General features: G+C 37.1%; 12 protein-coding genes. 3 read left to right on the top strand and 9 right to left on the bottom strand.

Features of this window, described 5'->3' with window-relative positions; genetic code table 11:
* Nucleotides 1–78: 78 nt before the first annotated feature.
* Nucleotides 79–1302: an outer membrane beta-barrel protein gene (locus tag J7604_RS01055; RefSeq protein ID WP_293889987.1), complete on the bottom strand. Its 1224-nt coding sequence runs from the start codon at nt 1300–1302 to the stop codon at nt 79–81.
* Between the two features lie 921 nt (nt 1303–2223).
* Nucleotides 2224–3747 carry a 2,3-bisphosphoglycerate-independent phosphoglycerate mutase gene (gene gpmI, locus J7604_RS01050; RefSeq protein WP_293889985.1) on the bottom strand — a complete coding sequence of 508 codons (1524 nt, stop codon included), beginning with the start codon at nt 3745–3747 and terminating at the stop codon, nt 2224–2226.
* Between the two features lie 240 nt (nt 3748–3987).
* Here gpmI and J7604_RS01045 point away from each other — a divergent pair, with 240 nt between their 5' ends.
* The 3 genes from J7604_RS01045 to J7604_RS01035 all read left to right on the top strand — a co-directional run bounded on the left by J7604_RS01045 (nt 3988) and on the right by J7604_RS01035 (nt 5810).
* Entirely contained in the window at nt 3988–4383 is a 396-nt protein-coding gene (locus tag J7604_RS01045) for a DUF4783 domain-containing protein (RefSeq protein WP_293889984.1), read from the top strand.
* Nucleotides 4384–4448: 65 nt separating this feature from the next.
* Complete coding sequence (gene nadC, locus J7604_RS01040; protein ID WP_293889983.1) at nt 4449–5300, top strand: carboxylating nicotinate-nucleotide diphosphorylase; 852 nt, start codon at nt 4449–4451, stop codon at nt 5298–5300.
* A 30-nt stretch (nt 5301–5330) separates the two neighbouring features.
* A complete protein-coding gene (locus tag J7604_RS01035) occupies nt 5331–5810 on the top strand; it encodes a YcxB family protein (RefSeq protein WP_293889982.1) in 480 nt (159 codons plus the stop codon).
* Between the two features lie 204 nt (nt 5811–6014).
* On the opposite strand, the gene J7604_RS01030 is transcribed toward J7604_RS01035, so the two are convergent.
* The 7 genes from J7604_RS01030 to trpA all read right to left on the bottom strand — a co-directional run bounded on the left by J7604_RS01030 (nt 6015) and on the right by trpA (nt 20455).
* A complete protein-coding gene (locus J7604_RS01030) occupies nt 6015–9329 on the bottom strand; it encodes a glycoside hydrolase family 9 protein (protein ID WP_293889981.1) in 3315 nt (1104 codons plus the stop codon).
* A 1025-nt stretch (nt 9330–10354) separates the two neighbouring features.
* Nucleotides 10355–12382: a glycoside hydrolase family 9 protein gene (locus J7604_RS01025; RefSeq protein WP_293889980.1), complete on the bottom strand. Its 2028-nt coding sequence runs from the start codon at nt 12380–12382 to the stop codon at nt 10355–10357.
* 534 nt (nt 12383–12916) lie between these two features.
* Nucleotides 12917–15850, bottom strand: coding sequence for a glycosyl hydrolase family 8 (locus J7604_RS01020; RefSeq protein WP_293889979.1), 2934 nt, complete (start codon nt 15848–15850; stop codon nt 12917–12919).
* Between the two features lie 458 nt (nt 15851–16308).
* A complete protein-coding gene (gene feoB, locus J7604_RS01015; protein ID WP_293889978.1) occupies nt 16309–18432 on the bottom strand; it encodes a ferrous iron transport protein B in 2124 nt (707 codons plus the stop codon).
* A gap of 91 nt (nt 18433–18523) precedes the next feature.
* On the bottom strand, nt 18524–18754 hold the full coding sequence (locus J7604_RS01010; RefSeq protein WP_028978963.1) for a FeoA family protein: 231 nt from the start codon (nt 18752–18754) through the stop codon (nt 18524–18526).
* A 164-nt stretch (nt 18755–18918) separates the two neighbouring features.
* Nucleotides 18919–19641, bottom strand: coding sequence for a 1-(5-phosphoribosyl)-5-[(5-phosphoribosylamino)methylideneamino] imidazole-4-carboxamide isomerase (locus J7604_RS01005; RefSeq protein WP_293889977.1), 723 nt, complete (start codon nt 19639–19641; stop codon nt 18919–18921).
* A 25-nt stretch (nt 19642–19666) separates the two neighbouring features.
* Nucleotides 19667–20455 (bottom strand): tryptophan synthase subunit alpha, encoded by a 789-nt coding sequence (gene trpA, locus J7604_RS01000; protein ID WP_293889976.1) that lies wholly within the window; start codon nt 20453–20455, stop codon nt 19667–19669.
* Nucleotides 20456–20458: the final 3 nt, after the last annotated feature.

Raw genomic sequence — 20458 nt, 5'->3', positions numbered from 1 at the left:
GATGAAAAAAATAAACCTGAAAAATTTAACCTAACACATGATCATTTAAATTTTTAACATCTATCTGTTTTGATCTAATTAGAATTTAAAGATTGCGGCTAAACCAAATGTTGTTTGGCTATTTACAGCTTCACCATTTTTATCTTCATAAATTTTTGTTGGAGAAGTATCCATTCTGAACTCTGGCTTCAGGATAAAAGCACCATCGGCAAGGGTAATCGGGGCAGTGATAGTCAAAGAGTTGTTTGTGCTTTTCAGATATCTCATTCCGTATTTGTCTTTAAAGTGCTCATATCTAACACCGACACTTAGGAAATCTGTAATATCATAGTGAGCATATCCAGCTATACCACCCCAGGTAAGTGTAGATTTGTCTTCTCCATAAGGAGCTGAAAGTGCTTTGAAAGCTTCTTTTGTATTGTTGTCAGCTGCTTTATAGAAACCGTATGCTCCGTTCAAACCAACATAGAATTTTTCTGTAAGCTGATATCCTGCAGTAAGGTCGAATAAGTGTCTGTTGTAGTTAACAGACCAAGGAGTAGCACCACCTGTTGTGTCAAGAGAAGTATCATCGTTGTACCCACCAATCCAGTTTACATAAACATTCATTCCTTCAATTGGGCTTACAAATAACTGGGCAACACCTGATTTTTGTTTGTTGTTATCAAAAAGGTTATCCCAGTTGTTTACCAAACCAACCATTAAACCCAATTTATCGCTGAAAGCATAATTTGCTTTTGCACCCACATGGTAGAAAGGACCATTATTGAAAAGGTTTGATAAAGAGTAATTATAGTTAACCGGAGCGTCAATTACTTCATAACCAATGTGAGTACCGAACTGACCAACTGTAAATGAAAGTTTATCTGTTGCTTTGTAGGTTCCATATGCCTGTTTAATGGAAACGGATGAACCATAGATATTTGAAAAAGCAGGATTTGTATAAAGGTTTGCGCTACCTGTAGTGTAGCCTTGTGCATTTACGTTACCAAAGTTTCCTAACTCCGCATTCGGGCCAAAAGTAAGATCCGCAACGATATCAACCTTTTTTGATGAATACATGAATTTAGTCTGAACCAAGCCGAGAGCGATCTGATTTGTAGTTCTGTCAAATGCCCTTCCTGCTGCGGTAGATCCAAGTAAACTTCCTGATTTAGGTCTGTTAAAAGCCCAGTTGTAATAGGAGTCTATGTAACCTGTGATTGTTAATTTTCCTGGCTCAGCCGCGGTAGAATCTTGTGCTTTTGCTGTCAATACACTTAGTAAAAAAGTCAGCGATAGCAGTAAGTTAAATTTACGCATAGTACTTGTTTGTTTAGTTAGTAAATAATTTATAAAGGTTAATTAGTAAAGGTTAAGTTATTTGGTCTTTCACATTGAAATAATCATAATATAGCCTATGTAAACTTAGATAATTTTTATTTCCCTGTCAATAGCCTTAATAGAAAAATCCAAAATAAATATCAAATAATCAGCAAATACGAGGCAATATCAACACATTAAATTGAAATTATCCAATTTTAAATGATATAAAAGATAAAATTGAAATTTGAAAAATATTAGAATAATACAATTTAATACGTTCAGAGAAAAATATAATGAAATCAAGAAAAGCCGCAAAACTCAAAGAAAACAGGCTTTTTTACCAAAACAGGAGTAGATTTGAATACTAACGATAACTAAAATGTTATATTCTTTAAAAACTTGGCTAAAATTTTAACCTATTTTTTATAAAAAGTAATATTTTCTCAAAATATATGTCTTGTTTTAAACCTGAAATGAGACAATAAAAACAAATCGATTTATAACCCCTCCAAAAAATACCTAATTCAACCATTTCTTATGATTTCATATAAACCCTGAACAAAAAGATAGCATCAAAATTAAGAAATGAAGTAAATTCAATAATTCACGCCTAAAATTTCAAGCCATAATTAGAAAATTCACAAATTTACAAAAGTGACCCCAAAACTGAGGAAATAAAGAATAGAAGTAAACTCTTAAAAAGTCCTGATACAGCGAATCAACAATATAAAAACAAGTAAAAATGGATTCAAAGTCCCACAGCAGTTTTAAAAAAACGTAATTATATGGGTTCCACTACTAAAAAAGTAAATAATCAAACAGACAATACAGGTGGAAGTCGAAATTCCATAATAAAAAAGGGGCTAAACCTATCAAAGTTCAGCCCCCGTTAAATGTCTGATAGAAAAGTATCTGAAACTACCCTAAAAGAGAGACTCCAGTCATTTCTTTCGGCTTTTCAACTCCAATTAGCTCCAACACTGTAGGTGCAACATCCCCAAGCTTTCCGTCCTTCAACTTTCCTTTATATGAATTATCTACCACAACAAACGGAACCAGGTTAGTTGTATGAGCTGTATTCGGACTTCCATCTTCATTGATCATAACATCTGCATTTCCATGATCCGCAAGAATCAAAAGAGTATACCCATCGGAAAGTGCTTGCTTTACAATTGCCTCAACACATTCGTTTACTGTTTCAACTGCTTTCACTGCCGCGCTGAAAACTCCTGTATGTCCAACCATATCTGGATTCGCAAAATTCAGACACACAAAGTCAACTTCCTTCTTTTTGATTTCAGCAATTATTTTGTCTTTAATTTCAAAGGCACTCATTTCAGGCTGTAGATCGTAAGTTGCAACTTTAGGAGACTGACATAAGATTCTGCTCTCGCCTGCAAACTCTTTTTCTCTTCCACCAGAGAAGAAGAAAGTAACGTGAGGATACTTCTCAGTTTCTGCAATCCTAATCTGCTTTTTGCCAGCCGCAGCCAATACTTCGCCAAGAGTCTGATTAAGATTGTCTTTATCAAAAATAACTTTTACACCTTTAAAGCTATCATCGTAATTTGTAAGTGTTACATAATACAAATTAAGCTTTTTCATGTTTTGCTCAGGAAAATCTTTCTGAGTCAGCGCAATGGTAATCTCTCTTCCTCTATCTGTTCTGAAGTTAAAACAAAGCACCACATCACCTTCTTCAACAAGTGCAAGAGGCTGATCTTTATCATTTACCACTACAAGTGGCTTGATAAATTCATCCGTCACACCTTCTGCATATGAGTCCAGAATTGACTTTTGAACATCTTTTGTTTTAGTACCAGCACCATTAACCAGGAGATCATAGGCAAGCTTAACGCGTTCCCATCTGTTATCTCTGTCCATAGAATAATATCTTCCGATAACAGAGGCGATCTTACCAGCAGAACCATCAAGATGATTCTGAAGGTCACGGATATAACCTATTCCACCTTTTGGATCTGTATCTCTTCCATCAGTAAATGCGTGTATAAACACATTGTCAAGACCTTTTTTCTTTGCAATACTGCACAAACCTTTCAGGTGATTAATATGAGAATGCACCCCGCCGTCAGAAACCAAGCCCATAAAATGGACTTTCTTGTTGTTCTTTTTAGCATAATCAAGTGCATCAACCAAGGCTTGTTCGTGTTCTAACGTACACTCATCAACTGCTTTGTTGATCTTCACAAGGTCCTGATAAACAATTCTTCCGGCCCCAAGATTCATGTGTCCAACTTCACTATTACCCATTTGGCCTTCCGGAAGTCCAACCGCAAGTCCCGAAGCTTCTAGTTTGCTATTGGGATAATTTGCATATAAAGAATCAACAAATTGAGTGTTTGCTTTGGCAATTGCGGAAACCTCTGGATTTGATCCCAGGCCCCATCCATCCATAATGATTAGGATTACCTTCTTATTCATTTCAATAAATATTTTTAAAAACGATCACTAGTTACTTAAAATTTAAAAAACTTAAAAGTTAACCAGGATTAACAATTAAAAAAAATGTATTGTTAATGAATAATTTATAAGATATAATTGACGATGGATTTAAATGATTAACAGGATTTTTCAATGGCTTATGCATATATTGGTAAAATTCCTTTAACTTATTGGCATAATTTTAGCTTAAAAGAAAAATATTAAAATTCGAGTTAATTTATGAGAAATCGCTCTTTTTTAATTCTTACTATACTTCTGATGATATTTAGTAAGGATATCGTAGGCCAGTCCGATGTACTTGAAGGCACAAAAAATGCCTTGAAAGCCGGAAGCTCAAAAGATCTTTCGAAATATTTTAACGATATGGTGGAAATTGGCCTGAACAAAGAGGATAAAAAAACCTACAGCAAAACTCAGGCAGAATTCATCCTAAGAGATTTTTTCAAACAGTACCCTCCTACAGATTTTCAATATGTGCACCAAGGTTCTTCCAAAGAAGGCATGAAATACACAATTGGAAAATATATGTATAATGGAGGCACATTCAGGGTAATAACAGTTGTAAAACAATTTCGCGGAAGTTACCTGATCGATTCAATAGTATTTGAAGAGTAAATAATAAATAACGCAAATTTCTCGAAGGCTCTGAAGATATTCAGAGCTTTTTTTATTTTTGTCCCGTGAATTTTCTTTCAGAACAAGCAATTTTTGAGTTTATAGACTCAGCCCTTGCGGAAGACGTCGGGAACGGCGATCATTCCACCTTGGCTTCTGTGCCCGCAGATGCCATCAATAAAGCACAGCTTTTAGTAAAAGACGAAGGAGTGTTGGCCGGTGTAGCACTTGCGGAAATGATATTTTCAAGAGTGGATCCGGACCTCAAAATGGAAATTCTTATTCCGGATGGAATCAGAGTGAAGCCAAAAGATGTAGCATTTAAAGTGCATGGCAAAGCCAGGTCTATTTTAACAGGCGAAAGGCTGGTGCTTAACTGTATGCAAAGAATGAGTGGTATTGCAACGCTTACAACAACATACAACGAGCTTATCAGAGATACAGGCTGCAAACTTTTGGACACAAGAAAAACAACTCCAAACTTCCGTTTACCTGAAAAATGGGCAGTTGCAATCGGAGGAGGAGTAAATCATAGATTCGGCTTATATGATATGATTATCCTTAAAGACAATCATATTGATTTTGCAGGAGGAATAAAACAAGCAATTGAATCTACAAAAAATTATCTTCAGAAACATTCTTTATCACTAAAAATAGAAGTGGAGACAAGGTCACTTAAAGAAGTGGAAGAAGTGCTTAATGTAGGAGGAATTGACAGAATAATGCTTGACAATATGAGCCCTCAACTTATGAAAGAGGCAGTAACTCTAATAGCCAGAAGATATGAAACTGAAGCTTCCGGAGGCATCAATGAATCTACTATAAGATCTTATGCACTAACAGGCGTTGACTATATCTCCTGTGGAGCATTGACTCATTCATTCAGGAGTCTGGATCTTAGCCTTAAGGCATTTTAAAAAATTTAAATACAGAAGAATCAGGGAATTATGATTATTAAAACAAAAAAGTACCAGTTACCTAAAAACACTTACGTAAAGATTGCTCTTACAAACCTTGTCAAAAAGCAGTGGTGGTATATATTCGGACCAATATTGTTCGGATGTATTGCCATATTCCTTCCAGAATATAAATGGTGGTTTATAGTAACTGCAATCATTGCTGTCGTTGGTTACATCTTATTCTGGGCAATTCAGTTTACAGGAGTTACGCAACTACCACAAAATCAAATTATGTTTGATAAACTTACCTATGAAATTGACAGCAGACAGGTACTCATCAAGTTAAACCCTAAACAGGGAAGTCAGATACAATGGAATATGGTTGTAGCTGCTGAAAAAACCAAAGATGCCTATCTGTTAATAATCAATAAAGCCCAGATCATTCATCTTCCCTTTAAAATCTTCAATTCGGACAATGATATTCGTTTTATGGATAGCATTTTGAAAAGGAAAGAGTACATAAAATAAGCTGAAAGCAAAAAGCGTAAAGCAGAAAGAAACAAAAGCAGATTTAAACTTTAATAATATAGAGGGAATGTTATCTAATGATAACATTCCCTCTTGCTTTATGTAATAGTAAAAAGGAAAAGCTACCTTATACAGATAACCTTTCCTTGTATTCAAATCTTAATTTTACTTTCCGCTTTAAGCTTTCTGCTTTGAGCTTTTGACTTAATTCTTAACCATCTTCAAATGATACGTCTTCCCATTTATTACAACCTTTAGAAGATACATGCCTGAGCTTAATGAAGCTCCTATTTCAACTTTCTCTTCAATACCGAGATTCTCAGCAGTATCAATTACTTTACCAGACAAGTCAACTACATATACAGAATAAGTGCTGCTATAAGGTGAAATTACAGCTAGCAGAGATGATTTCTGGAACGGGTTTGGAACAAGGCTTAACCTTGTCTGATCTTCATTTGAGACTGAAACAATTTTACTTAGTTCATGTGAACCATCAAAATCCACTTGTTTTAATCGATAATAGAATATTCCATTTACCGGATAACTATCTTCAAAATTGTAATATAAAACTGACGAACTTATGCCTGCTGCGGGCACTTTAGCGATTCCGACAAAGTCTGTTCCATTGGTTGATCTCTGGATTTCAAAGTAACTGCTGTTTTCCTCTGATGCTGTAATCCAGGTTAATGAAGTCAAATTGCTTTCACGAGTTCCTTTAAACTCCAATAATCTTACGGGAGAAGTCTCACAACCAGTTCCCGTAGTTGCAATGACTGGCAGCCTGCTGCAATTGTTTCCAGTTGAAATTTTCCAGTCATAAAAATACATGTAATCATTTGCATCAGCATCACCTCCGCGAGTTCCTGTAAGAGATACAACACCAGAAGGATTAGAAGTATAAGGATATGACGCTCCGGTGGAATTCCAGAGAGGCTCACCATTTAGGTTGAGAGCAGATATTCTAAATCCCAGATTTGGCCCCCAGGCAGCCTTAACGTCGAACCCTGTAAAACTAAAGGAGATCAGACTATTCGCCATCGCAGTTGTTACATTTACCGGGTCTGAAGTAAATATTCTCGGAGGAGATAATGCTGTTCCTGAACTGTTCACAACTTCCACAGTAATTGTTGCTGTGGAATTATTAGCATAAATATTTCCAAAAGGAACTTTGAAAGAATTAAGTGTAAAATCCTTAGTAGCTGTAAATAGTAATACATTATCCGCAGGAGCTGCTCCCCAGTTTGTGCCAGTTCCTAAAGAAGTAGTAGGACCTACACTTCCTGTAGTGCTGCTCATATCCTGTACATAGTAAGTTCCGGCAGCTGGTGCATTGAAAGTAGTTACGCCTGTCGCCAATGGAGTGGTGGAAGTAGCAGTTGCATACCAGTTGTATGGTCCCCCAGTAGCACTTGCAATTGAAAGCTTAATAGGAGCACTAGACGCACAGCCATCAACTGCTATGGGAAGGCTCGAAGTGATAGTGATACTCGCCTCGGTAGAAGCACAACCGGATATACTTGCAGTAATTTTATACACTCCCGCCTTTCTTACATTGAGTAATGTTTGCGCTTCTTCACCCGTAATACTATTACCATCCAGACTCCATTGCCAGGTAGTTGAGGCGGGAAATGCTGCTCCATTAGAAACTGTGAGATCAACAGAGGCAGGATTACATAAATTAATAGGACCGGTAGGCGATATTAAAGGTAAAGGCAATGTACTGCTTATTATAATAGTATCTGATTTGGTACACGCCACTGCATTTGCAGCATCCAAAGAATCTCGTATGACCACGTAAGTGCCCGCTCCATTAGCAGCTGTAACTGAATATTTGTTATCTGCAGTGTTACTGCTGTTATTAACTAGTATAGATGCAACAGGACTAATTTTTTTCCAGGTAAATCTAATTGAAGTACCTGTGGGAGTATTTGAGTTCAGTTGAAAAGGAAATGAAGATCCGCATGCACTTATGTCTGCACCCAGCGAAGGTGTCTGACATGGTGGGGTATTTCCACAGAATTTATTAGTATCAACTGGAGCCACTTTTGAATTTATAAAGCCAAGAGCACCTACCAGTCCAGCGTTGTAATCAATACATACTTCAGAATTAGCATAGTCGCTCCTATCATCTGTGTATGTTCCATCACGTTTTCCTCCTACTAAAGCTCCCAACTGCTGGTTTTTAGCAGGAATAGTAAGAGAGTTATCGCCGTTCCCAGGATTGTCATCTCTAAGATAAACATTTCTGTGGTGAGGTTTCTGTGGTGCAACATAACCAGTTCCTGCGGGGGAAAAACCAACTATATAGGAACGTTTTGAAGAATTGTTCCCCATTATATAATCAATGTCTTTAAAAATAGCGTTAATAGTAGCAGCAGAAACATCATTATTCAGCTTTGAATAAAGACCAATAAGGAATGATGCTAAAGCATTATATCGCAAAGCTCCCCATGAAGCATTTCCACCATTAAAAATACCAGCACCATTTCTATTTCCTGAAATATAACCTGTGCTTATTCTATTATTAAAGGTAGTCTTTGCGGTTGTACTTCCTAATAAAGCCAAATTGTATAACGCAATTTCTTCATTATTTCCATAATCAAAAGCCCAACCTGTATTTATTGTAATCTGAGATTCGTAAGAAAGAGCCTCTGTTTTATAACTTACAGTGCCAGTAGCAAAATATAATTCTGTACACAAAGTAGCATAGTCATCCTTCCATGATCCATTTGCCGAATAAAAACCTCCGTCTCCTGAGCCTGCAGTTCCAGGATGATTTTTAGCATAAGTATATGCATAAACTGCATGAGTAAGGCAAGTCGCTGCGTAAGCGGGATCAAACTTCTTATACATTCTTGACATTAGAGCGAGAGTTGCTCCACAAAATGAAGCCATCGATGCATCATTTGGATTTTTATAAGCAACCCTAGGCTGTCCGCCATTCCCAACCGATTCTGTTTGCATTTTCACCGCAGTTTCCCATATCATGTGGTCTGGTCCTCCCTGACCAACCTGATAGTAAAATGTGGTGGCATTAGGAGTACATTTTATGAGAAAATCGGTTTCATGCTTCATTTCATCCAGTACATCAGGAATACAATTAGGATCATGGGCATTGTCTTCAAAATTCCATTTGCCAGCAGCTTTGTATCCCTGGTAATCAAAAGAGTACCTGTCGTCATAACCAGTTTTAAATTCCGCATATCCTTTGAGAAGCATATAGGCTGAATAAAACTGTGTCTGCCCAAACTTCACATGGTCTCCGCAATCATGCCAACCACCCGAAAGATCAGTACCACCATCTGCATCTGCGGTAAATGCTTTGCCTCTCAAGGCTGCTGGCACACCTGTGGGCAAGTGATTATAAATTGTCCAGTTATTATCACCTGATCTTTGGGCACCATAAAACCTAGTGGACATCCATAATGCTTTTTGATAATCGGCGTTCGTGAGTGTTTGAGAAAACGCTGTTTGACAAAAAATGAAGAGGATAAATAAAATTTGGTAAATCTTTTTCATTGGTAGACAACTCTATGATCTATTAATTTACAAATAAAAAATTGTACCATAAACAGACTGAATGAGGCGTATAAAATCATGCATGTAATAAATCCTCACTATTTTTTAACTATTTAGCTTTAATAATTTATTACTTAGCACCCAAAATTCGAAACATTATTATACTCCATTGAATTTCAATGCAGTAGTGACGCCTAATTTCACCTTAGATAAATCACATAATTAGACATAAAAAAGGCAAATTTGGCTATCCAAAAACAAAAGTGCTTTTCCCCGTTACCCAGAAAAAAGCACTTAAACTTGCGGCGAACCAAAAAATTAAACTGTCTCTGTATAGGGGGTTATTTCAAAAAGCTATAATTAACATCTCTGTCAGCAATGTTTGACAAATTAGGTCCTTGATAGGCATAATTTGGAACAAGCATTAGTATGTTCCTCTAGGTTGAATATACTTCATTTTTATGTGGTCTAATGGCATATCCATTCTCCGAATATTTTTCACATAAGAATTATAAACTTGCGAATGGACTTAATAAGAATGCAGGCAGTTTGTCTTCGTAATTCTGAAATTTCCTTTCAGGAACCTCGTTGGGCAGTATCAAAGCTGAAAAAACTCCCAATCATCAGGTATAGTTAATTTAAAGTCATCAATGATTTCATTTATCAGAGATGAAACCCTTCATCATCTTCTCAAGATTAAAATTTTCTCGTCCTCTTTCTTCTTAGCATCAAGAAGTATCACTGGTGTAATCTTCATCATGCCTACTGCTCAAGCATTCAAGGCTATAGGATCAATGTTTCCGGTATTAGACCTTTTGACCTGTATATGCAATGTTATTGGAAGAGCTAAGAGCAAATCCCCTCTTCCAATAATTTAATATATACAGAAAAATTTTTTTAACTTATCGTTGTAAGCTTATAGTAAAGATTAAACTATTATTCCTTTGATGGAATTACAATCATTAACTTTAATAATGAGACATAATTAGAATGCCGTGAGCTACATAAGTAGCTCACGGCATTCATTATTGTTTTACGAGTTTATATTTGTAATTCACATTTTCAGAAATTACCTCAACAATATAGAATCCCGGTGGATAATCTCCTCCTAAAGTAATTTCAGATCCTGAATCAACCTCCTTTTGACCAACTAAAAGATTTGATTTCAAATCATAAACTTTCACAAAAACATTACCACTTAATGAAGATAAATTCAGTGTGAAGGCACTATTAAATGGGTTTGGATAAATATTCACAAGTTGGTGTAATGAGGACAAAATACCGGTTACAGACTGAACAGTAACAACTTTAGAAGGGGAGGTTGTACTTCCATAAGAATTAGTAGCCAGGACAGAAATAGTCGCATTACCTCCATTAAATTTAACTACCAAAGCTGAAGTACCTTGACCAGAAACAATTTGTACATCTCCCGTCACAGTCCACACAAAATTTGTTCCTGAAACTGCTGTCACACTATATGTATTGGTTTCCCCTACGTTCGCTGTTGCAGGCCCTACAACTTGAGGAACATCCGGAGGAGCATTTACACAGATTTTATTAGTATCCACAGGAGCTAGCCTTGAATTAATGAAGCCGAGGGCTCCAACTAAACCTGCATTATAATCTATGCAAACCTCAGAATTAGCATAATCACTTCTATCATCAGTATAAGAGCCATCTCGTTTTCCGCCCACTAAAGCCCCCAATTGTTGGTTTTTGGATGGAATAGTAAGAGTATTATCTGCATTTGGTGGATTGTCGTCTCTGAGATAAACGTTTCTATGATGCGGTTTCTGAGGAGCAATATAACCAGTTGCAGAAGGAGTAAAACCAACTATATATGAACGTTTGGAAGAATTACTTCCCATTATATAGTCAATATCTTTGCAAATAGCATTGATAGTGGCTGAGGACACATCATTATTCAGTTTTGAATAAAGGCTAATCAGGAATGACGCAATGGCATTGTATCGCAAAGCTCCCCAAGAAGCATTTCCACCAGTAAAAAGCCCTGAACCATTTCTATTTCCATTGATATATCCAGAGTTTATTCTATTGTTAAAGGTAGTTTTTGCTGTTGTGCTTCCCAATAAAGCTAAATTATATATAGCAATTTCTTCATTATTGCCATAATCCAAAGCCCATGCAGTATTGATTGTTATCTGAGATTCATAAGAAAGCGCTTCTGTTTTATAACTTACAGTTCCGGTTGCAAAATATAATTCGGTACATAAAGTTGCATAGTCATCCTTCCATGATGTGTTAGCTCCATAAAATCCTCTATCACCTGCACCTGCTGTACCCGGATGATTTTTTGCATAAGTATAGGCATAAACCGCATGTGTAAGGCATGTAGCTGCATAAGCAGGATCAAATTTTTTGTACATTCTTGACATGAGTGCCAAAGTTGCACCACAAAAAGATGCCATCGATGCATCATTGGGATTTTTATAAACTACTCTTGGCTCTCCTCCGTTCGCAACTGTCTCAGTTTGCATCTTCACTGCTGTTTCCCAAATCTTATGATCAGGGCCACCCTGACCGACCTGATAATAAAAAGTTGTGGCATTAGGAGTGCATTTTATAAGAAAATCTGTTTCATGCTTCATTTCATCCAAAACATCAGGAATACAGTTCGGATCATGCGCATTGTCTTCAAAATTCCATTTGTTAGCAGTTTTGTATCCCTGATACTCAAATGAATATTTGTCGTCATAACCTGTTTTAAATTCTGCATATCCTTTGAGCAATATATAAGCTGAATAAAACTGAGTTTGACCGAATTTTACATGGTCTCCGCAATCGTGCCAGCCACCCGAGAGATCTGTGCTTCCATCAGCATCTGCGATAAAAGCCTTTCCTCTTAAGTTTGAGGCTACACCCGCCGGTAAATGATTATAGAGAACCCAGTTATTATCACCAGACCTTTGAGCTCCGTAAAATCTCGTTGTCATCCACAATGCTTTTTGATAATCCAGCTTCGTAAGTGTCTGTGAAAAGCCTTGTATATTTATGAAGACTATAGGAAGAATTACTTGAATGATTTTTTTCATGACTGCGGTAGTATCAACAAACTATTAAATTACAGGTACTAATTTTTTAAAAACTAGGCATCTTAAAACAAGCATTTCAATGCATTAGTCCTACTTGAATAAACTCAATGAACTAGACGAATTGCAGTCTGAAAAAGCAGCTTGTGATCTGACCTTCCCCAAATTAATGTTTTTGACTTGTTATATCATTTCTCGAAATAATACCATAAAATACAATTAATAAGAGAGTGTAAATTATTAATACTTTCTGAGGAATTGCTGGCTACAAACCCTTACTTAGCTCATTATGCTATATGCAGCTAATGGGAATGGTAAATATTGAGATACAATATTCGATGACAAAAGCTATTACCTGAAGTCTTTTAAAGCCATTTCACATTGTTCATTCCAGTTATAAAAGTCAATTAGACATTGACCGAAAAATGTCCATTAGTCCGAACAGATCGATGATTTAAGTAATTTCAAATGTGAAAAAATAAAAAAAGTGGCCAAAGATAAACTTTAGCCACTTTTTCAATATTGTACAAATAATTATTACTGCTTAACTAGCTTACATCTGAAGTTGCCTTTATTTGTAATCAGTTCAACTATATAAAATCCTGCAGGATAATCTGCACCAATAGTTATCTGAGTACTGGAGAATACTTCTTTCTGATCAATCAAAAGGTTAGAATTCAAATCATATACTTTGACTAATGCCTCTCCATTAAGAGTAGACAAATCCATTAAGAATTCATGATTGGAAGGATTTGGGTAGATTTTAATTGACTCTGCCTGGCCGTCATTGATTCCTGCAGGACGAACATCAACTAGCTTGGCCGGAGAAGGTGTTGTTCCGCCTGAATTTGAAGCCACAACAGAAACGCTTGCATCGTTATTGCCAAATTTAATAACAACACTATTGGTACCTTGACCGGAAATGATCTGTGCATCGCCCGTTACTGACCAGGTATATGTTACGCCCTGAACTTGAGTAACTGTATAAGTAGCATTCGCACCTTGACCAATATTATCGGGACCAGATACTTGCGGCTGAGTCGGAGGTGTTGATGTACATGAAGCATTGATCGTTGCAACTACAGGCAACCTCGCACATCCATTTCCTACACTTACATTCCAGTTATAATAATAGAGATACCAACCGCTTCCGACAATCCAATCAGGATCTGTACCCTTTATTGACACGACACCTGAAAGAGTATAAGGATAAGTTGCACCTCCTCCATTCATATTCAATTTAGCTCCTCCCGTAACTTGACCGTCCATGTAGTAATCAGTTCCTTGCGGTATAGAAAATCCAAGGTCCAAAACCTGTGAACCACCAGGACCTGAAAGCGTAAATGATTTAGATGCAAGTACTGTAGTTTTGTCACTTTTGAGGACCCTTACCGTCAGTGTTCCTGCTGCATTTGGGTATACAGTAACAGAGTTAAGTGTAAAAGCACTAAGTGCATCAAATTTTAACTTATAGGCATAATCATTTCCATCCCATATAGTTCCTATTGAATTATTTGCTGGACCTACATTGCCTTTTGTTCCTCCACCAGAAGCATCTTGCACGTAGTAAGTTGTAGTTGAGGAAATCGAAGGAGTAGTAAAGGTATTGCCGGTTGAAAGGGCACTTCCCCCTGAAGATCCGCTATACCAGCTATAAGGTGCCGTACCACCACTAACGCTTAAGGTAACTGTTCCCGCAGAAGATCTACATCCATTGACAGGAGTAGGCAAGCTGGAGGTTAATTTAATTTCGTCAGAAGTTGAAGTACACCCTGAGATACTTGCTGTAAGTTTATATGTTGCCGCTTCATTAACATTGGCTAATGTGCTACTAGTTGCACCATTAATATTTACTCCTCCTTTTTGCCATTGCCAGGTAGTTCCGGAAGGGAAAGAAGAAAGGTTAGAAGGTGAAAGACTGTAACTTGCCGGATTACAAAGAACTTTATCTGCACCTAATGCAGGAGTTTGTAATGTTGCAGAAATAACAATTTCATCCGTTTCTGTGCAGACAATCTTACCGGTATTGTCTACAGAGTCACGAACAACAACATAAGTACCTGCGCCATTCGCTGCTGTTACGCTATAGTTTGCATCTGCTGCATTACTTGAACTGGTTATAAATGTGGCGGCAGAAGGACTGGTTCTCTTCCACGTAAATCTGATATTTCCTCCACCATTTGTTTTAGACTGAAGTGTTACAGGAAAAGAACTTCCGCACATACTGATATCCGCTCCAAGATTTGGTTTTTTGCAGCTTGAAGGAGGAGTAACATTGCCACAAGGATACCACATGTTACCTGTTGCAAGCAATACATAGATTGTTCTTAAAGAGTTCTGAAAGTATGGAGCATCGTCCAATCTGGAACCTACGTTACCTGAAGTAACTGAGTTTTGGGTCCACCAGTTGAAGAAAGAATTTGCATCATCTTGACTAGATGCCATTGCCGCTAAAGCAAATGCACCTGTAAATGCGGAATTTCTATAATCCACATTTTGAGAACCATCTCTTTTGTAGCCAGCTTTTATACCACTGATTCCAGGACCACTTTTAACCCACGTGGTAAGTTTAGTCAGCCATGTTTTTGCATTTGGAGTTCCCCACCATAAATAATCAATTGCAATTCTCCATGGTGCTCTTGCAGCATCAAACTGATAATCGGATCTTGTTCCGCCACCATCTGCAGCCCTTTGCTCACAATCTCCTGACCCGCCAATACCTCCGTTAGAATCACTCCATGCAGGAATTAAACCTGTACTAGTATGAGCAGAAGCTAATAAAATTGTATAACTATCATCTGCAGCCTTTAACCAAAATGATGATTGCTCTGGTACAAACTGAGCAAATGCTCTATAATAGCCAGGAGAAAAATAGGAAGGGTTAGTACAGTTACAACCTCCAAACCAATCTCCTGCTTTTTGAACTGTCAAACCACTACAAGTTGTGAATTCCCAGTTTTTAATATTATTAATTAATGTTTTACCATCTGCTGCATAAGAGCCTGAAGGCCACTGACAGCTTGCGATTACTAATGCCATGGCCGCATCAAGATCTCCATCTGTAGCTCCATTAAAACCATCGGCACCAGAGCATCCACCTATCCGCCAATTCATCAGCCCATGGTTGTTCATATTATTTTTATAAAAGCCCCAAAGGCCATCAAAAAGAGTTTTGTCCCCTCTGTATACAGCCAGAAGCATTCCATAGCCAATGCCCTCAGAATAAGTTTTTCCACCACCATCTTTTACCCTTGCTGTACTTCCGCAAGTTTCTACCCATCTTGTTTTCCAGTCATTATACCAGGAATCTGCAATAGCTGAAGCTTCAGTTTTTGTTTTGACATTTTGCTGAAATCCATAAGGATAACTCCTGTTCTGAGGATAAGCATAGGTTGGCGTTTGAGCCTGCAATACCTGTATCTGAAAAACAGAAACAAGACAAAGTAGCAATAGGGTAAATTTTCTCTCCATAATAATTAATTGAATGGTTTTCCAAACCGGTTTATAAATTTATAGATACAAAATAGGATTTAACAATTATTGTTTAGCCAAGTTATAAATTTCATGTAATATAAATACAAAAAAATATAGTTTTTTTCCAATAAGATAGTTATAACAGCTATTTTTAAAATTGTATTAACCTCAGGAGTGAATTTTTAAACTACTCAAAACACAATTTTTTAAATGAAAGGTGTAATTATAAAGACTTAGTAAAAGTGGGATACGCAGCTTGGGACAATAAACTTTTACTCAAAAAATCTAAAAACGGAGCTACTGCTGCTGAAAATTTTCAAAAAAATAGGGTGATGTAGCGTTTTGAGGAAATTAAATTAAAAACGGATTAAAAATAAAATTCATTTAACGGAAATTTTCTGATCTACAAAGAAGAAAATCCCGCAATAGCTTGCAGGATTTTTAGAATGTCTATCCTAGCTAAAGATATTATAGGTAATAAAACTCAATCCATAAGCTAAACCAGTCATATAAACTAGTTGTAAAATGGGCCATGTCCAGCCTTTAGTTTCCCTACGAACAATAGCCAGTGTGCTCATGCACTGCATGGCAAACAGATAAAATATAAGCAACGAAAAAGCCAGTGCAGTTGTATACATTGGTCCCCCGGTTTTTGGATTAATCTCCTCTTTCATGCGCTGTCTGATTGTAGTATCATCATCTCCACTGTCACCCACACTGTATATTGTTGACATGGTTCCGATAAACACTTCTCTTGCTGCAAATGAAGTGATAAGGGCCACTCCGATTTTCCAGTCAAAACCTAATGGTCTGATAACCGGCTCTATAAAATGTCCAAACTGGCCAGCATAAGACATTTCCAGTTTTTTACCGGCAACAGCGTTTTCAAAATCCTGGCTTGGTTCCAGTAAATCAGGCTGTTCTTGTCTTACCTCAGTGATCGCTTTGGTTTCAATATCTCCAGGACCATAACTTGCAAGCACCCAAAGCACTATAGAAATAGCCACAATCACTTTCCCTGCTTCAAGAACAAAAGTTTTTACTTTCTCATAAATAGTTAAACCCACATTTTTCCATCTTGGTATCCTGTATGCAGGGAGTTCCATTATGAAAAAACTTCTCTGTTTATTCTTGAGAATTTTATTCATAACAAATCCGGAAATAATTGCTGACAGAAAACCGATCAGATATAAAGACATTAACACAATTCCCTGAAGATTAATAAACCCAAGCAAATCGACTTCCGGAACTACCAAAGCAATAAGAATTGTAAAAACAGGAATCCTGGCAGAACAACTCATTAATGGTGTTACAAAAATTGTAATGAGCCTTTCCTTCCAGTTTTCAATGCTTCTTGTGGACATAATAGCAGGAACAGCGCAAGCTACACCTGAAATAAGAGGTACAACACTTCGCCCACTCATTCCAAATGGTCTCATGAGTTTATCCATAAGAAACATTACTCTGGACATATATCCCGACTCTTCTAAGACAGCAATAAATGCGAATAAAATAGCAATCTGGGGGATAAAAATAAGTACTCCACCCAGACCGGCAATCAGACCATCTGTCAAGAGATCTGTAAACGGACCGCCCGGAAGGTTCTGCTTCAAAGCTCCATTGACCCATGCAATTCCGCTATCTATCAAATCCATTGGATAGGATGCCCAGGCAAAAATTGATTGAAACAAAACAAGCAGGATAAAGAAAAATATCAGATATCCGAAAACTTTATGAGTCAGTATCCTGTCTATTTTTGTCGAGGTTAATTCTTTATCATCTACAGATTTTTCTTCAACGGTTTCTTTCAGAATACGGGTAATTACATCATATCTGGCGATTGTTTCTTTTGATTGAAATGCTTTAGAATCAAAACTCCATTTTTTAACAAGTCTTGCCAGTTCTTCTTTTTCCTTTTGAGGAAGACCACGCATATTGTCATACTGATGTGCTAGCAAAATTGCCTGATAGTCATTTTCAAGGGAAAAGCTCTCCTTTACTTCTGATATAATTCCTGAAGCCAAAGGACCAGGCTTATAATAACTTTCTGGAGGTGTGTGTACAGGGCAGGCAATGGCGGCTTTAAGCTCACGGATACCAGCGCCTGTTCTGGCGTTAATTGCAACTATAGGTACATTAAGCTCCTTTTCAAGTTTAAGAGGATCAATCTTAATCCCATGCTGCTCTGCAAGGTCTAGCATATTCAGAACAAGAATGACAGGGAATCCAAGATCTCTGATCTGAGTGAATAAAAGCATGTTCCTCTTAAAAGTAGATGCATCTATTACAACAAGAAGCAGATCGGGTGAAGCAGGGTCCTTTTTGCTGTGCAGAAGGTCCAGCACTATCTGTTCATCAAGAGACTTCGGATAAAGACTATATGTGCCGGGAAGGTCAATTATTTCAGCATAAAGGTTCTCACTGATTTTACTTGTACCAGTTTTTTTGTCTACAGTGACTCCAGGAAAATTTCCGATTTTTTGATTTAAACCGGTAAGGTGGTTAAATAGAGAAGATTTACCGGCATTAGGATTACCCAGAAGGGCAACTTTTAACCTCGTTGTTTTTTCAATAGACATATCCCAACAGAGACCAGGAATTTAAAGCAGGATAACCGGAATATCTGGCACTCAAATTCAGAGGTTAATTTTTACTTGAATGTTAACTAAACTATCGCAGCATTACAGTAGCTGCTTCTTCTAATCGTAAAGAAAGATTATATCCGGAAACTTTAATACAAATAGGATCACCTAAAGGAGCTTTATTGCTCAACTCCACCATACAACCAGGTAAACAACCCATTTCAAGCAGTTTCAGAGACATTTCTTCGTCATTGAAACAACAGACGATTCCCTTTTCTCCGATTTTAAGATCTGCAATGCTTTTTTTGGGTTCACCCATGCTTATTTAGACTGATTTCAAACAAATTTACTACCTAAACGTGAAGCAAACAACACTGGTATTGCTTTTACAAAAATAAAAATTCAAATATAAGATTTACTAAAAGTAAGAAAAGTCAGGGGACTATTATCAAAAAATAATTGGCAATCTTATAAATATACTTTTTAAGAGAGGTATTTCTCAAGATCTTTTAATTTAATCATGCCTTCATAATACGCTTTGGCGAATATCACACCATAAACCCCAAGATCCTGAAGCTTATCAATATCTTCAACAGATCTCACCCCCCCGCTGGCCATTAGCTTAATATCAGGAAATTTATTGAGAATCTTTTTATAAAGATCAAACGGAGGACCAGCAAGTGAATCATCACAGTTAATGTCCGTGCATTTTACATACAAAATGCCCTGATTATGAAAATAGTCCAACAAGTCAAGCACATCTACCTCAGTACTTTTGGACCATCCCCTGGTAGCTATTTTATCATTATTGACATCGGCTCCCAGAATTATTTTATTTCTTCCATAGGAGATAATCCAGGAGGAAAATAAATCCTTGTTGTTTACCGCAATAGTAGAGGCATGGATAGCATTTGCCCCATGTTCAAAGGCGAGTCTGATATCGTCATCATCATTGATCCCACCACCAAAATCAATAGCAAGATCAGTATAACCAGCTATCGTTTCAATTACCTCCTGATTCATGATCCTCCCTTTTCTTGCCCCTTCAATATCAATCAGGTGTATTTTTTTAATGCCATGATCCTGAAACTTCAAAGCCATATCCAGAGGCCGCTCATCATAGATTTTAATGTTATCAAGGTTTCCGTTCTGAACTCTTGCAACTCTGAGCTTTACAACTGAAATAGCCGGAATTATCTCGATCATGGCAGTATATAACTTTTAAAACGTATTATCTGATACCTTTTATGAAAACGTCAATATCCTTCTCCAGGTTTTTGCTTCCTGTAATCGCCTTTACAAATGCGCTTCCTATAATTGCACCTTTAGCATAATTCGTTGCGAAGGCAAATGATTCTTTATCCCTAACATTGAATCCAATCATTAAAGGATTCTTCAGTCCGGATCCCTTTAGTCTGGAAAAATATTCCTCCTGTTGCTTGATGTCTTTTGTGTTTCCTGTGGTACTGTCTGTAGAAACTGCATAGATAAATCCAGTTGCATGATCATCAATGAGTTTCAAACGTTCTGGTGAAGTATGCGGAGTTACAAGGAATATATTCGAAAGGTTGTTCTTCTGAAAGATCTCTTCATAATCCTCCATATATTCCCTAACTGGTAGATCCGGGATAATTACTCCATCAATACCTACAGCTGCTGCGTCTTCACAGAATTTTTCAATACCATATCGCAAAACAGGATTGATATAACCCATTAACAACACAGGTATATGAATCTCTTTACGCATGTCTTTGATCTGCTCGAAAAGACCTTTAATAGTCATTCCATTTTCGAGCGCAATTTCACTGCTTCTCTGAATTACAGGTCCATCAGCCAATGGATCAGAAAACGGCATACCGATTTCCACCATGTCTACACACGCATTTTGTAAAGCCCTTAAAACAGGAAGAGTGTCATTCAAAGCAGGATAACCCGCTGTGAAATAAATATTAAGCAATGGCTTTTGATTCTCGCTGAAAGCCGCAGTCAATCGGTTTTTTACCTGAATTTTAGTATCCATTAC

It is taken from the genome of Sporocytophaga sp., assembly GCF_017745095.1.
Classification (GTDB): domain Bacteria; phylum Bacteroidota; class Bacteroidia; order Cytophagales; family Cytophagaceae; genus Sporocytophaga.
Note: the sequence above shows the minus strand (reverse complement) of the source record. Positions and strands in the feature narration are given on the sequence as shown.

Coding starts and splice junctions, on each gene's coding strand:
- J7604_RS01055 (WP_293889987.1), bottom strand. CDS start 1,302: ATGCGTAAATTTAACTTACTGCTATCGCTGACTTTTTTACTAAGTGTA.
- gpmI (WP_293889985.1), bottom strand. CDS start 3,747: ATGAATAAGAAGGTAATCCTAATCATTATGGATGGATGGGGCCTGGGA.
- J7604_RS01045 (WP_293889984.1), top strand. CDS start 3,988: ATGAGAAATCGCTCTTTTTTAATTCTTACTATACTTCTGATGATATTT.
- J7604_RS01035 (WP_293889982.1), top strand. CDS start 5,331: ATGATTATTAAAACAAAAAAGTACCAGTTACCTAAAAACACTTACGTA.
- J7604_RS01030 (WP_293889981.1), bottom strand. CDS start 9,329: ATGAAAAAGATTTACCAAATTTTATTTATCCTCTTCATTTTTTGTCAA.
- J7604_RS01025 (WP_293889980.1), bottom strand. CDS start 12,382: ATGAAAAAAATCATTCAAGTAATTCTTCCTATAGTCTTCATAAATATA.
- J7604_RS01020 (WP_293889979.1), bottom strand. CDS start 15,850: ATGGAGAGAAAATTTACCCTATTGCTACTTTGTCTTGTTTCTGTTTTT.
- feoB (WP_293889978.1), bottom strand. CDS start 18,432: ATGTCTATTGAAAAAACAACGAGGTTAAAAGTTGCCCTTCTGGGTAAT.
- J7604_RS01010 (WP_028978963.1), bottom strand. CDS start 18,754: ATGGGTGAACCCAAAAAAAGCATTGCAGATCTTAAAATCGGAGAAAAG.
- J7604_RS01005 (WP_293889977.1), bottom strand. CDS start 19,641: ATGATCGAGATAATTCCGGCTATTTCAGTTGTAAAGCTCAGAGTTGCA.
- trpA (WP_293889976.1), bottom strand. CDS start 20,455: ATGGATACTAAAATTCAGGTAAAAAACCGATTGACTGCGGCTTTCAGC.